The organism is Shewanella sp. Iso12 (genome assembly GCF_012030025.1).
Classification (GTDB): domain Bacteria; phylum Pseudomonadota; class Gammaproteobacteria; order Enterobacterales; family Shewanellaceae; genus Shewanella; species Shewanella algae.
Genome location: NZ_JAAUHW010000019.1, coordinates 1 through 14419, shown reverse-complemented (window position 1 = coordinate 14419; position 14419 = coordinate 1). Strand labels below are relative to the sequence as shown.

Here is a 14419-nt window from a genome sequence, read left to right as displayed (position 1 = left end):
ATTCAAAAATTATTGTTAAATAAACCATTTAGCTCTAGCATTTGTCATTAACTATTCGTTAACTCCAGACGGGAGTTGAAACTGACTTGACCCACTTGCCCTGGTATCGACAACCACTGTTGCTGAGTCTGATGGCCGGCCTGATAGGCTTTGCCTGTAACAGCTTCCCTATCCCCTTGTTTGCCAATGTGCAGCTGGTGTTGGGTAATACCCTCTATGTGATTGTTGCCATCTTACTTGGGCCTTGGTATGCCCTGCTCGCCGCCACCATCAGCGTCACCTCGCTGATGCTGCAATGGGACAGCCCGCACGTTTATCTGCTTTTCTGCCTTGAGGCCCTGGCACTGGGGGTTGCCAGGCTCAGGCGCTGGCCGGTATTTTACGCGGGTGTCGGCTTCTGGTTGTTGCTGGGCATGCCACTTATTTATGGTTATCTCCACTTTTTCAGCGACTTACCTTCGGAATACATTCCATTTGTGGTGATCAAGCAATCGGTCAATGCCATGGTCTATATCACCCTGGCCTGCTTGATTGTATTGTTAATCCCTGCATTGACACGCCTGATTGCTCGTCAGTTACCCGCCAAGCGCAGTGGCTTTGGCGAGCAACTCTTTTACAGCTTTTTACTGCTGCTTAACCTGAGCCTGATGATCTCTACCCTGGTATTCAATTATTACTGGGTCAATAAACAGCAACAGATCCTGGGTAAACACTTACATGAAACCGCCAAAAATATCGGCCTGGCGGTAGAGCATTATCTCGAGCGGCATAAGTCGGTTATAGCCACTGCCGCCGAGCTTATCAAACACAGTTCACCCACTCCCAATGAATTGCAGCGGATGCTGTCGCGGCTCCACAAACTCAATCCGGGATTTTTAACCATGTTGATTGCCGATCCCGAAGGCAGCATAGTGCAGGCAAGCCCTGTCAGCAGGCTTCAGGGCCTTGAAGGAAATCATATTCGTATAGATGACAGGGATTATTTCCAGCAGGCGTTTTTCAACGAGCGCCTCTATGTCTCACCGGTATTTCTCGGCCGGGGCTTCGGCTCAGATGCCATAGTCGCCATCAGCAGCCCGCTGTATCTCGCCACAGGCCCACAAGTTATCGGCATATTGGAAGGCTCACTCAACCTCAATCGTTTCAGCGAACTGGATAATGACTTTCTGGAACAAACCAACCAGTTGATGTTTATTGTCGATGAGAACATGCGCCTTATCTATGCCTCCAGGGAGTTGGCCTTGCCAAAACTCGAGCGGCTCAACTATCGCCAAAGTGGCAAGCACTACAGCTCTTTATTGCCCATGCTCAATCTAAAAGCGTTGGATAATGACAGCCCGGAATATGTTTACAGCCACTATCGCCTGCCAAACAACTGGCAAATTTTTGTGCTCGACCCTTACGCCCCATTGCTGCACGAAGTAGAGCGCCAGTTTATGTTCACTTTTGCTCTACTGTTGCTGTTTTTACTCTTGTCGCTGCTGGTCGCCAGGGTGGTGGGGCAGCGCCTGACCATGCCGCTGGAGTTGATTTCAGAGCAGCTCAACAAGGGTAAACGCCTTACCGAGGATAAGTTACTCGATGGCCACAATGTGCCCGTGGAAGTAAGCCATCTCTACAGTGAGCTCAAGGAAAGCCAACGCCAACTGATGGCGCATCAGTTGGATCTGGAGGAAAAAGTCATCATACGAACTCTGGAGCTTGAGCAGGCCAACCGTAAACTCAAACAGTTGGCCCAGACAGATCCACTCACAGGACTTGCCAATAGACGCCATGCCGAAGCGAGTTTCGCCACTTTGCAGGGTCTGTGTCAGCGCAATCACGAAGCCATAGCCGTGGTGCTGATGGATCTGGACTTTTTCAAGCGGGTCAATGATGAATATGGTCATCTGGGCGGCGATGAGACCTTGAAACGGGTTGCCGATTTACTTAAGACAAAATTCAAGCGCGACTCGGATCTTATCAGCCGTTATGGCGGTGAAGAGTTATTGTTGCTGCTGCCCATGTGCAACCCACTCAAGATAGAGCAGTTTCTGAATGAAATTCGTCAGGCCATTGCCGAGCTTGAGATCATCAACCCCGAAGATCAACGCCTAATAAGTGTCACTGTCAGTATCGGCGCCCTGATTGCCAACGCCTCCTACAGCTCATCTCTCGAGGTATGGTTGAAAGAAGCCGATGCCAACCTGTACCAGGCCAAAAGCGAGGGACGCAACCGGGTCATCTGTACTCTGTCGGCTCAGGATTTTGGCTGAAAAAGGCTTCAATCCGCTGCATCTGATAATCGAAGAAAGGGTTCCAACGTTGGCGCAGCATATCCGCAGCCGGAATGCTGATGACACCGCGCTCCCCTCGGGACGCTGCGGCGCCAATTTGAATGCGCTCCATACTGTTTGGCATCTGATTGCCATACAGGCTGTCGTTGGCAGAAAACGGCAAGGCCACATGAGACAGGGAATAGACAGACACGGGCCATTTGAAGTCGAGTTTTTCCACTCCGCTATGAGTACCAAACTCTCTGGCCTGCACCAAATGGCTAAAGCCCACCTGGTTCTCAATCAAAGTTCCCCGGAAAGTCAGGTTGGTTCGCGCCAGTATGCCGCTGATTTCCGCCAGCGGATCCACAGGTGTCATGCTGAGGTTCACTTGACTGCGGTTCATATCATAGATCACCAGTTCATTGGCTCCCTTGGGCAGTTGCAGAAACAGGTTCTCCAGCACAGCTTTCGTCGATACCGAATCATCCACCAACGACTGAAACGCCAAAATCGGCGGCAACTGGCGTTTTTTATCCTCAGGCAAAGCCAACAAACGCTGACTGTTGTGCTGCGCCAGGCGATAAACCACATCACCGGCATTAACGGCAAAAGAGCTGTATTTGAAAGGGTCATACTCGGGTGAGATAGTATTCCAGCTGAGTTTCTCCAGCCCCAGAATATAGCCCAGCTGCGACTGCCACTGCGCGCCCACGGCCATGGGGGCCAAACCTATGGCCGGTGACAGCATCACCACCTTTTCATAGTCCGCAGGCCTGCCGCTGTGAAGGTTTTCCAACTCATGGTTGAGTGCCAAACTGGCACCGGTGGAATAACCTATCACGTAGAGAGGTTTGCCGTTTAGCACCTGGCTCATATGGCGACTGGCCAGCCTGACGGCAGCGGCGAGATCCTGCCATTCCAGGCGCACCAGGCCTGATGGCAGAGTGCCATGTCCCGGTAGCCTCAACGCCAACACATGAGCGCGCCCCTTGAACTGCTCGGCAAACTGATGCATGGCGTAGGGTGAATCTGACATGCCATGAAGCAACAAGAGCCCGAACTGCGCGTCCGCATTGGCCCACTCAAAACTTTGATTCCAAGGCAAAGCCCAGCGCTTGGGATCCGCTATGCTGCCAGTGTGATAACGATTGATGGGAGAACTTATGCCACCAGAAAGCTTGCCAAGTTCCTGATCAAGCTCGGTAAACAGCTGCTGCTCCAACTTGAGATAATCACCGAAGTCCTCGACTCCCTTGTGGCGATCAAACTCATGGCTCAGAAAATGGGTATGCCAAGGACTTAAATCGGCGCGGCCATTGAGTAGCCAGATCCCGGTTACAGTCAACGCCAGCCCTATACCGAAGCAAGCATAAAAAAGCGCGATAGAGAGCTGTTTCCCCGAACTGATAAGCAGAGTTTTCATTGACCTTTACCTTGAACTGCCCCAAAGTGGCGACGCTGGAATGGCATTACACTGAGATTCATTGGCATAAAAGTCTAACAGAGAGCAAACGTGCACGCACACTCAACGCCTTCATTTCCTTTGCGTATTGGTAACGACCTGGCCAAAGCGCGGGTTTATCTGCCCAACCCGCCAACACTGCCGCTTGACTGGCATTGGCAACAGAGCGATGCCGCTGCGGCCTTGATAGCCGCCAACTCCAACCACTGGCGCAAAATCCTGGTGATCTGCGCCAAGATATTTGCCCCGGATGACGACTGGCGTAGCTTTCTGCAGCAGCGGCTCTTTTCCCAGGTCGCACTTGAGATAGCAGCGACCCGGTTGGCAACCGATAGCGGCATAGCTCTTATTGCCGGCAATGAAGCCGCCGGCAAACTCAATATCGCCGACGATGCCGGACAGAAGCTCACTGTTGCCCCCGGGATACAGCGGCTGGATCAGTGGCGCTGGAAAGTCCCCTACTTGGATTACCGCCAATTTCCCAACGCCAGTATTTTGCTGCTGCGCCAAGCGCTGCACTGCACCCCATAAAGAAAACGCCGCGATTAACGCGGCGTTTTACGATTCAATTTGAGCCGTTAATCGTAAATGGTCGGGATAGGCCTGCGCTTATGCTGCGTGGCTTTGTAGATGGCTATGATCCTGCTTTCCACCTCGGCGGAAACCGGCTTGCCCTCAAGGAAGTCGTCTATCTGATCGTAACTCAGCCCAAGGGCGACTTCGTCCTCAAGCCCAGGGTTGTCACACTCAAGATCCGCCGTTGGCGCCTTGCGTACCAAGGTTTCCGAGGCGCCGAGGAAGGCGGCCAACTGCCTGACCTGACGCTTATTCAGGCCAAAAAGCGGCGCCAAGTCGCAAGCACCATCGCCCCACTTGGTATAGAAACCTGTGACATTTTCGGCGCTGTGATCTGTACCAACCACCAGGCCACCCAGCAGACCCGCCACTTCGTATTGGGCTGCCATCCGCATTCTGGCCTTGACATTACCCTTCACAAAATCAACCTTATTGGCATCCGGTAGCGCCAGTTCAGCGCGGTCAAAGCCACTGAGTACATGCTGATGAATGCCGCTAACCCCGTCATGAATATTCACAGTCACCAGTTTGCTGGGGCGGATAAATGCCAGCGCCTGCTGCGCCTCGTGTTCATCGCGCTGCTCAAGGTAAGGTAAACGCATGGCCACAAAACGGTACTCAGCCTCGGCTTTGCCTTCATTTAGCGAATCTACCGCCAACTGACATAAGCGTCCGGCCAGGGAAGAATCGACCCCGCCACTGATCCCCAGAACCAGAGTCTTGCAGTGAGCCTCCTGCAGTTTGGCCTTGAGAAATGCTACCCGCCTTTCCACCTCATATTCAGGTTCAATAGCACTCAGTACTTTCATTTCTCTTAAGATCTGTCCTTTCACAGTGGGCTCCAATCTGTTATCGGTGTTTATAAGTCTGACTTTGATACCGGCCGTGCAATAATTTACTAGGCGGCCTGGATCACCGACCGCTAAGATAACATAAATTCTTACCCAGGATAGCAAGATGCACGAGGAGAAAATCCATTACTGGCGCGCCCCATCCCATCCCGAACTGGAGATCAGTCGGGCCAGTTTTCAACATTTTCACTTCGAGCCCCATGTTCATCTGGACTTTCATATCGGTGTGGTCAGTCACGGCGGCCAGGACTTTCATTACCGTGGCCAAACCTGGCACCTGAGACCCAATTGGCTGTCGACCCTGGATCCCGACAGCAGCCATGATGGCCAGAGCAGCGAACAACAGGGCTATTGTGCCCTGGTAATGTCCCTGCCCCATGACTGGCTGCAACAACTGGCGCGGGATCTCGGCCTGGGATATTTCAGTTTTGCCGCGCCTATGTTGCATCATCCAGCGCTGTATCAGGAATTTTGCCAGCTGCACCATTTGCTGACCCAACCCATAGCAGCCAATGATCTCCTGGTTCCCGAAGCCGCGGTTATTGCCTTTTTGGAAAAGCTGATGCGCCTGCATGGCCGCCAGCTCAATACCGAGAGGCAGCCCCATGCCTTGAGTCAGAGTCAGCTCGATAGGTTAAGAGAAACCTTTCATGCCGATCCCGGTGCGCCATTTAGGTTGCCGCAGCTTGCCAAGGAGCTGGATCTCAGCCAATACCAACTGCTTAGGCAGTTTCGCCAGAGAACCGGCATGACGCCACATGCCTATTTAAAGCGGATCCGCCTGGAATATGCCAAGAAAGCCCTGCTCAGGGGAGACAGTGTGATTTCGGTGGCGCAGCAAGTCGGCTTCTTCGATCAGAGCCATCTGAACAAAGCCTTCAAGCGTGCCTTCCTGCTTTCTCCACAGGCGTTTCAGCGGCGCATGCTGTGAATGCCACACGCCCCTCTCTGGTGGCTGAGCATTTTTACCCCTATACCCAAACACTTTCAGCCTCGTCTTAATGAGGCACTACAGGATAGAGTTGACTATGACAGATCTGCATCTTTTGCTGACCCTGGGCACCATTCACCTGCTGGCATTGGCGAGCCCGGGGCCGGATTTTGCATTGATCCTGAAAATTGCCAGCCGAGAGCAGCGCAGCACCGCACTGGCGGCCGCCGTTGGCATCTCTCTGGCGATATTGGTGCACACTGTCCTGAGCCTCACAGGTGTCAGCCTGGCCATTCAAAGCTCGCATACCCTGTTTGTGCTGGTGCAGCTCTTTGGCGCCCTTTATCTGGGCTGGATGGGACTGGGAGCCTTTGGTGTTCAGGCCTGGCTTAAACGCGCCTTGGCGGCAAGACCACTCGCTGAAGCTCAAACCAATGAATTGCCAACCTGCCGGGCAGCAATCAATGATACACAAGTCATGCAGTCCGAGGAGTTAAACAATAGGGTAGACAATGAGCCAGGTAAAAGTGCGAGCGATAACACCATGTCTGCCGCCGCCGGGTTGCTGCTTGGGTTATCGACCAACCTGTTCAACCCCAAGGCGTTGGTGTTCTTTTTAACGCTGTTTTCCACCCTTATCACCCCGGAGGTCAACAGCCAGACCAAGCTATTGGCCGCCATATTACTGCCGCTGCTCTCGGTTATCTGGTTTGCCATGCTGGCCATGCTGCTGTCTCACGCCCGGGTGCAGCAACGCCTGCTGCGCTTTGGCCATTACATAGATTACCTTTGCGGCGCTATCTTCCTGGCCGTCTCGGTTGCCATACTGCTGAGGTTGCTGACGGCTTGACGCAGAACAATTGAGCCACAAACTTGGTATAAAGCCTGAAGGACTTAACCCTTGGAGCTCCGGGAGTAAACTGTGAAGCAGTAAATAGAATGCATTTTAAATCCAGACTAGAATAGCCCCAACTCAATCGATTCGAGGTTTCTATGTGGTGGCGTGTTGTTTTACTCTGTCTTGCTTATTGGCTGCTGGGTGCCCATTTTCTCAGATACTCACACACAATCGCCGCCGCTATCTGCCTGTTGGCGCCGGCCGTGCTGTTTGTGAAAAGCGCCGTTGTCGTTCGCATCCTGCAAGTCGGCCTATTGGCCGGCGCCTTGCTGGTATGGGCCAAGAGTGGCTTTGAATATGTTGCCATGCGCCAGGCCATGGATGCCCCCTGGGTCAGGCTGGCATTCATTATGGGCGGGGTCACCCTGTTTACTCTGCTGTGCGCCTGGAGTGGTAATGGGCTGGCGAGAAACCGTAGCCGCCTGCCATAACGGCAACTCACCACAACCTTTCCAATTCTTAGACCAATTACTCAACAATCCGCGTCAGAGGTCAGCACAGGTTAAGTAAAAGGACTATACACTCGAGCCAGTGTATAGCCCTGTTTAAGCCAGCCGGGTCTTTGGCCTAAGCCCTTGATTTAGCCCCTCGGCTTGAGCTGTTCCAGGGAACTGCGTACACTGTTTGGATTTCAGTTAAAGGCGTAAAGAATATGAGAATTTTGGTTGTTGAAGACGATCCCTTACTCTCCCATCACCTCAAGGTACAACTGGGAGAATTGGGAAATCAGGTCCAGGTGGCGGGAACAGCCAAAGAGGGATTTTTTCAGGCGACCAACTACCCCATTGATGTCGCCATTGTGGATTTGGGATTGCCGGATCAGGACGGCATTGCGCTTATCCAACGCCTGCGGGATGAAGATGTCAAAGCCCCTATCCTGATCCTTACTGCCCGGGTCAACTGGCAAGACAAAGTTGAGGGACTCAACGCCGGCGCCGATGACTACCTGGTCAAACCTTTTCAAAAAGAGGAACTGGTGGCCCGTCTTGATGCCTTGGTCCGCCGCAGTGCCGGTTTCGTCAAGCCGGTGATCAACAGCGGCGACCTGTCGTTGGATCTCGCCGCCAAGCAAGTCACCATGAACGGTGAGCCGATGGAAATCACCGCCTTCGAATATCAAATTCTTGAGTACCTGATGCGTCACAACCATGAAGTGGTCGCCAAACAACGCCTGCTGGACGTTATTTACGGCGACAAGGAAGGCGATCCCAACACCATTGAGGTGATGGTGAGCCGACTACGCAAGAAGTTGACCCGTGACGGCATCGAAAATCCAATAGTGACCATCAGAGGCCAGGGGTACAAATTCAACCTGCCATGCAATTGAGAATAAAGCCCAAGAAACGCCTGCTGACGCGGATGTTTCTCACTTCGTTATCGATCATTGCCGTGGTCGGTTTTGGCTTGGCCTGGATGGTCAACATATTGCATGCGCAAAACAGCTACAACGAAGAGACGGCGCAGCTGATAGCCGAAATCCCTCAGGTGGCTGCCGAGCTCAGGGAGCACGACCTGATACCGGACACCAGCTCCTGGCTTGAGGAGAACAACAAACAGGAGCGCTATGTCATCGCCTCCTGTGACGAGAAGTTCAAGCAGGTATGGACCTCGTCGCTGGCGGTGGACAGAGGTCTGTTCGATACCTGTGAACGTTTCAATGAAATCCGCAACGAAGCGCCCCCCTACTACCTCAACATGGCCGATAATCGCGCCTATTTTGCCTATCTGCTGTCGGTCGATATCGCCGGTATTCACTACAACCTGTTGGTGCTCAAGGATGCGGCCAAACTGGAGCAGGAATACAGCCAATTTGCCAAACGCACCTATATTCGCCTGGCACTGGTGTTGGCACTGGCGCTGGTACTGCTTATCAGCGCCGCTTACTGGGGCATGCGGCCACTGGTACAGATGCGAAATGAGTTGAGATCCATCATCAACGGTAAGTCCAAGTCACTCTCGGGCGGTTATCCTGTGGAGCTTGAAGGCGTCACCCAAGCTCTCAACCAACTGCTGCAGCAATCCAGCGCCCAACAACAGCGCTATCAAAATGCCATGAATGACCTGGCCCACAGCCTCAAGACCCGTCTCGCCGCCGTGCATGCCATCACAGATGATGCCAGCCTGGACAAACAGGCCAGCAGCGAAAAAATCATGGAACAGGTGAGCCAGATGGATCAGCTGGTGAAATATCAGCTCAAGCGCGCCATGCTGGGACGCAAAGGCCTCAAGCAGGAACAGACTCCGATTGCCCCTCTGGTGGAGCAACTGGCACAGATGCTGTTTAAGGTATACCGTGACAAACAGGTGAAGTTCAGCGCCAAAATAGAGGAAGAGCTGCAGTTTCCCGGCAATCAGGGCGACTTGATGGAGCTGTTCGGCAACCTGATGGAAAATGCGTTCCGCCTGTGTATCTCAACCGTTCGCGTCAGTGCCGGTTATCAAGGCAACATACTGCAGATACTGGTAGAAGATGACGGCCCAGGGGTTGATGAGAGCCTTAAACAGAAGATCATCCAGCGCGGCGTGCGCGCCGATACCCAGTCACCGGGACAGGGAATTGGTCTGGCGGTATGTAACGAAATCGTCAGCAGTTACGGCGGCACCCTCAGCATTGAGGATTCAGATCTGGAAGGTGCCCGCTTCCGCATTCAAATTCCCATGCAGTGAGTCTCAGCGCCGGGTTGGCCCATAAAGTTGCTCGGCGCGGTTAAACATGATCCAGGAGGTGGCAATATACTTGTCATCACTCTTGGGACGATTCCCCCTATGACTATGGGTAAATCCCGCCGGGGCTATCACCATGGTGCCCTTCTTTGGCACAATTTTGCGCTGCTGATAAAAGAATTCAGTCTCCCCGCCTTCGGCCACATCATTGAGATAGAACATGTAGAGCACCACTCTGTGAAGGGCGTCGTTGTGACCGGCCTGGGGAAACTGCTCAGAATGCCAATGAGGATAACCACCGACATCGCGCTGATATCTTTGCAGATTGATGGTACCACTACGATAAAGGTATTGTACCAGCGCCTCGGCTCGGGGGGCTCCCAGACGAGCATAGTTATCCGGTGTCAGGGTTACTGCATTGCCGGACTCATCAGCCACCTGCACGGCAACGGCTCCCATCAGCGCCATGGCATACTTATCAAAGTATCGCCCGGCATGCTTTAGTGTGTGGCCCAGCAGCTCATTGCGCAGAGGCTGCAACTCGGGATACTGATCCAATGTCAGATCGCGGCTGATTTTCTTTTCCTTGTCGACACCATGGCCTGTGCGGCCCTCAGTAACACCCGGATGAGCATCAAAGGCGGCAATAAGACGATCGCATAACTCATCAGGAATGGCATTGGGATATACTTCGATAAAGTCCATAAAAATCTCAATTTGATTAATTTTTTATCCAAACATGCTTACATGTGAGCTAACTAATTGTAAAGCGTACTCTTTGCGCTAAAATGATTCGATTGCTTAAAAAAGATGATTTGAATGAACAAGAGCTGTAGAGTCAGTGTCCAACAACTGCAGGTAGGCAACTTCGTCCGCCTTCCACTGGCGTGGAAAGATCACCCTTTTCTTTTCAGTAGCTTCCGTATCAAACAGCAGGCTCAAATCGAGCTTATCCGCAAGCTGGGCATAGACAGTGTATTCGTGGTGCCGGATCGCAGTGATACCCCGCCGCTACCGGCCGATCAGCAGCCTGCTCCGGTGGAAAATCCACAGGAAGTCGACTCTCTGCAACAACAGATGGAAAGCGACAAGCAAAGGCGAATCGAGATCCTCAAGAAAATGCGCCGTGAGCTGCATAAGACAGAGGAACATTTTGACCGTTCACTGGCAAGAATGCGCAATCTGGTCAACAAACTACGCAGCCGGCCTCTGAATGCTGTTACCGAGGCGCAGGACTTGGTGCGTGACATAGCCGAGCAACTGTTATCCTCCGACAACCTTATTCTGCATCTGATGGCCGATTCGGATAAAGACGAAGGCATCTATTTTCACTCTCTCAACGTAGCCATTCTCGCCATGTTGGTAGCCAAAGAGTTGCAATGGCCCAGAGAAGATATCGAGGCCGTGGGCCTGGGTTCACTGTTCCATGACGTAGGCAAGCTCAAACTGCCAAGCCAGATACTGCGTAAGCAGGAGCCACTGAACAAACCCGAACAAAACCTGCTGAATCAGCACCCGTTGATGGGCGCAGAGTTCATCAAGCTGGCAGCCGATTTTCCGGAAAATGCCAGGGACGTTATCACCAATCACCATGAGCTGCTCGATGGCAGCGGTTTCCCAAGAGGCCTGAAAGCCGATGAACTGAGCCAGACCGCCCAGTTGGTGGCTGTGGTGAACCAATATGACTCTCTTTGTCACCCTGGAGTGCAATCCAAGGCCAAAACGCCTTATGCTGCTCTGGGCTATCTGTATAAATACTCCAAGGGGAAGCTGAATCAGGAATATGTCGGCAAGATGATCAAGATGCTCGGGGTCTATCCTCCCGGCAGCGTGGTCGAACTCTCTTCCGGTCAATATGGGCTGGTAATGTCGGTCAACCTGGATAAGCTACTTCTGCCACGAATTCTGGTATATGACGCTCTGGTGCCCAAAGATCAGGCACCGATTATCGACTTGGAAGCAGAAGGCCTTTCTATTGTGCGCTGCCTGCCACCGGCGGCCCTGCCGGAGAAAATCTTCAAGTATCTCAATCCCAGAGAACGGGTCAGCTATTACTTCGGCAGCGAAAGCAAAGGCTGAGCCCTTCGGCCTATATAACCAAAGTCATTATCGCCATCATAGTTAGACTGAACTAATCTTGTTGTTGCAACCTGGATTTGGGTAGCCTGAAACCAGGCTCACCCCTCACAGGCGGAGGCCGGCAATGACAGAACTACCGGATTTTGACACCTTGATGTGGCTGGCTCAAAACCAGCCTGAAGAATTGGACAAGCTACAGGAGCGTTTGAGTGATGAGTTGATCAATGGTTCCGACTCCAACCAGGACCAGCTCAGAACCATTAAACACCACCTGCAGCAGAGTCTGGCACGCTGCAATAACCCCTATCACAGATGCCTGGTCAGCATCCGCATTATGCGCCACAAGTTCGCCGCGTTGGCGAGCGTGTTGGAAGCACCGGACCAGTACAGAGATCACAAGGCTCAGGTGATACCATTAAGGCGCAAGCCCCTGTAACCAAGTTGCTAAAGCCCTTACAACGTTACAGCCAACCTTTGCGGCGGAAAAACAGGTAAGTGCCTGCCGCACTGGCCAACATCATCACCAGCGCCATAGGGTAACCGAAGTACCACTCAAGCTCAGGCATCTCTCTGAAGTTCATCCCGTAGCTACTGGCAATCAGGGTTGGCGGCAGAAAGACCACGGCCGCAACCGAGAAGATTTTAATGATCTTGTTTTGCTGCAAGCCACTGAAACCCATGGCAGCATCCAATAAGAAGTTGAGTTTGTCGAAGATAAACTGACTGTGAGGCATAAGAGATTCGATGTCCGACAACATCTCGCGGATCTCCTTGAGCTCATCTTCGGCCAGTTCTTTACGGTAATACTTCTGTATGTAACGCAGAGACCTTTGGGTATCGAGCAGACTCAAACGTATCTTGCCGTTGGAGTCTTCCTGCAAAGTGATCAGCTTGAACACATCATCGAGTTCATTACTCTCAAACACCTGCTCACCAACGTTTTCCAGCACAGTGTAAACATCTTCAATCAAGTCAGAGAGGTACTCTACCTTAAGATTAAAGAGTTCGATAAACAGCGCTTGAGGCGTGGCCACCATGATGCGTCCGAGGCGCAAATAGTTACGCAGCAAACGAATAAGACCGACATCCTCTTCACGTATGGTAACCAAAAACCGGTTACGCAGGTTGAATGAGACGTTGACACCACGAACATCCTGGCCAACCCGCTGCGGAAACAGAGAGTTGATATGCAAGCCGTCTTTGTTTTGATAGAAACGTGCCGAGGCCTCAATCTCATTGATATCTTCCTCGTCGGGTACCTCTTCCACCGAGTAACGACTCAACCAATCCCGCTCATCGTCATCCGGCTTGTAGAGATCCAACCACAGAGTTTGCTCCGGAAGACCGTCTTCTATTGTCAGCTCAATAATTTTAAGCTGCTGATCCTGATAGGTGTATGCAGTAATCATGGGTCCTCCTGAAGATAGCCGTGCCGTAGAAAGAAATGCCCGGCAAAAAAATGTGCCTAGTTTACCTGATAAGCCATTAATGGAAAGTGCTCAATGGCGTCAGGGAACACTTTTCTCGGCTATCATCAAACGCTCCTCACTGGAAAGGCGGATCCTAAGTCCATCCACGGTAACCAATTCATTAGTTGAGATATCTTTCTTGCGCACCTGATAAACTTCCCGCCGCTCCTCCTTGGGTGAAACCAAGGTCACGGAAACCACCTGATAACCATCAAACCATTGCCAGGCAAAAAAGCCGCAGGCCAGTATCAAGGTAACGCCCACGGCTCCAGGGACCAGAAAGCGTTTGAACAGGGGCAAAGGCTCGGCAATCTCCTTCTGCCTCACTTCAGGGCTTGCCCTTCGCTTGAGCATGGTCCACGCCAGTACCAATACCAAGGCCGTCAGCAGAATTTTGGTCAGCAAGCTCGACTCCTCATTCTTAACCAAGAATATATGAAAGCATCAAATTGTTAATTATAAAGGAAAAGCCTGTCCATGACAGTTAGCTGTATCATAAAGCCACCAGTAACATCTTAAAGCCTTTGGATTGATAGCATATGACAACAGGTTTTGATGAGTGCTTGTGACATTAAACTGCACCACGGCGAGCTGAAATATATGACTGCCATGAAAGTCATGCTCGCTGGAAGCGAGATAAACCCTTCTCGACTTAAGCCTCGAGTACCTTTATTGAGGATACCGGTTGGGTGAAATCTTTGTGCTCCAGAGATTGGATAAATCTGACCAGATAGTTAATCAAATTGGTATTAGCCGTCTGGCGATGGCCAGCTTCGAGCAAGCTCTCCGCGTTCGTTTGTCGCATCAAACTGAGTTTGATGCGACAACCTCACCCTACTCCACATGGGATTGTGCCTCACTGCGTTCGGACTCTTTATCTTCCCCATGTGAGAGTGGACATTTCAAAATGCAATTAAAACGAAAAATCCCCAACACAAAGTGCTGGGGATCCATCGTTACTGTCTTGTCTTTACTTTTCTAAAAAGTGAAAACCAAAGTGGCGTCTGGCGATGACCTACTCTCACATGGGGAGACCCCACACTACCATCGGCGCGATTGCGTTTCACTTCTGAGTTCGGGATGGGATCAGGTGGGACCACAATGCTATTGTCACCAGACATATTCTTACTGGTTAATTGTCCGTCTGACGGTATTGTTTCCTTGCTACGCTGCTCATGTACTTCAGTACACTGCGCGGCTCGCTCGTCACGGCTTTGTCAGCCAAACAATT

General features: G+C 51.9%; 14 protein-coding genes and 1 rRNA gene. 9 read left to right on the top strand and 6 right to left on the bottom strand.

From position 1 onward, the window contains the following. The first annotated feature begins 86 nt into the window (after nucleotides 1–86). Nucleotides 87–2255, top strand: a complete 2169-nt coding sequence (locus tag HCX89_RS21425) for a diguanylate cyclase (RefSeq protein WP_167717435.1) — start codon at nucleotides 87–89, stop codon at nucleotides 2253–2255. Here HCX89_RS21425 and HCX89_RS21420 read toward each other — a convergent pair. Continuing rightward, the gene (locus tag HCX89_RS21420) at nucleotides 2221–3681 is read right to left on the bottom strand and encodes a carboxylesterase (RefSeq protein WP_117200792.1); all 1461 of its coding nucleotides are present in this window, start codon (nucleotides 3679–3681) and stop codon (nucleotides 2221–2223) included. The genes HCX89_RS21425 and HCX89_RS21420 overlap by 35 nt on opposite strands. A 90-nt stretch (nucleotides 3682–3771) precedes the next feature. On the opposite strand from HCX89_RS21420, the gene HCX89_RS21415 reads away from it, so the two are divergent. Continuing rightward, nucleotides 3772–4251 carry a hypothetical protein gene (locus HCX89_RS21415; protein ID WP_167717433.1) on the top strand — a complete coding sequence of 160 codons (480 nt, stop codon included), beginning with the start codon at nucleotides 3772–3774 and terminating at the stop codon, nucleotides 4249–4251. A 47-nt stretch (nucleotides 4252–4298) separates the two neighbouring features. On the opposite strand, the gene nadE is transcribed toward HCX89_RS21415, so the two are convergent. After that, nucleotides 4299–5129 (bottom strand): ammonia-dependent NAD(+) synthetase, encoded by an 831-nt coding sequence (gene nadE, locus HCX89_RS21410; RefSeq protein ID WP_167717431.1) that lies wholly within the window; start codon nucleotides 5127–5129, stop codon nucleotides 4299–4301. Between the two features lie 124 nt (nucleotides 5130–5253). Between nadE and HCX89_RS21405 the strand changes: the two genes are divergently transcribed. From HCX89_RS21405 to HCX89_RS21385, 5 genes are all read left to right on the top strand, one after another. Beyond that, nucleotides 5254–6078, top strand: a complete 825-nt coding sequence (locus tag HCX89_RS21405; protein WP_044734689.1) for an AraC family transcriptional regulator — start codon at nucleotides 5254–5256, stop codon at nucleotides 6076–6078. A gap of 97 nt (nucleotides 6079–6175) precedes the next feature. Then, on the top strand, nucleotides 6176–6928 hold the full coding sequence (locus tag HCX89_RS21400; RefSeq protein WP_167717429.1) for a LysE family translocator: 753 nt from the start codon (nucleotides 6176–6178) through the stop codon (nucleotides 6926–6928). A gap of 143 nt (nucleotides 6929–7071) precedes the next feature. Continuing rightward, the gene (locus HCX89_RS21395) at nucleotides 7072–7407 is read left to right on the top strand and encodes a hypothetical protein (protein WP_144377835.1); all 336 of its coding nucleotides are present in this window, start codon (nucleotides 7072–7074) and stop codon (nucleotides 7405–7407) included. Between the two features lie 221 nt (nucleotides 7408–7628). After that, nucleotides 7629–8303 (top strand): response regulator, encoded by a 675-nt coding sequence (locus HCX89_RS21390; protein ID WP_025011466.1) that lies wholly within the window; start codon nucleotides 7629–7631, stop codon nucleotides 8301–8303. After that, nucleotides 8294–9643: a sensor histidine kinase gene (locus tag HCX89_RS21385; RefSeq protein ID WP_071238814.1), complete on the top strand. Its 1350-nt coding sequence runs from the start codon at nucleotides 8294–8296 to the stop codon at nucleotides 9641–9643. Before HCX89_RS21390 ends, HCX89_RS21385 begins: the two co-directional genes overlap by 10 nt. Before the next feature lie 3 nt (nucleotides 9644–9646). On the opposite strand, the gene HCX89_RS21380 is transcribed toward HCX89_RS21385, so the two are convergent. Continuing rightward, nucleotides 9647–10345, bottom strand: coding sequence for a 2OG-Fe(II) oxygenase (locus HCX89_RS21380; protein ID WP_144217079.1), 699 nt, complete (start codon nucleotides 10343–10345; stop codon nucleotides 9647–9649). A gap of 114 nt (nucleotides 10346–10459) precedes the next feature. On the opposite strand from HCX89_RS21380, the gene HCX89_RS21375 reads away from it, so the two are divergent. Together HCX89_RS21375 and HCX89_RS21370 are read left to right on the top strand one after the other, a co-directional pair. After that, nucleotides 10460–11719 (top strand): HD-GYP domain-containing protein, encoded by a 1260-nt coding sequence (locus HCX89_RS21375; protein ID WP_025011468.1) that lies wholly within the window; start codon nucleotides 10460–10462, stop codon nucleotides 11717–11719. A 124-nt stretch (nucleotides 11720–11843) separates the two neighbouring features. After that, nucleotides 11844–12155: a DUF3135 domain-containing protein gene (locus tag HCX89_RS21370; RefSeq protein ID WP_025011469.1), complete on the top strand. Its 312-nt coding sequence runs from the start codon at nucleotides 11844–11846 to the stop codon at nucleotides 12153–12155. A 25-nt stretch (nucleotides 12156–12180) separates the two neighbouring features. On the opposite strand, the gene corA is transcribed toward HCX89_RS21370, so the two are convergent. The 3 genes from corA to rrf form a co-directional block, all read right to left on the bottom strand. Continuing rightward, nucleotides 12181–13128: a magnesium/cobalt transporter CorA gene (corA, locus tag HCX89_RS21365; protein WP_071238815.1), complete on the bottom strand. Its 948-nt coding sequence runs from the start codon at nucleotides 13126–13128 to the stop codon at nucleotides 12181–12183. Nucleotides 13129–13227: 99 nt separating this feature from the next. After that, nucleotides 13228–13593 (bottom strand): hypothetical protein, encoded by a 366-nt coding sequence (locus tag HCX89_RS21360; protein WP_025889694.1) that lies wholly within the window; start codon nucleotides 13591–13593, stop codon nucleotides 13228–13230. Between the two features lie 597 nt (nucleotides 13594–14190). Continuing rightward, a 5S ribosomal RNA gene (rrf, locus tag HCX89_RS21355) occupies nucleotides 14191–14306 on the bottom strand. Nucleotides 14307–14419: the final 113 nt, after the last annotated feature.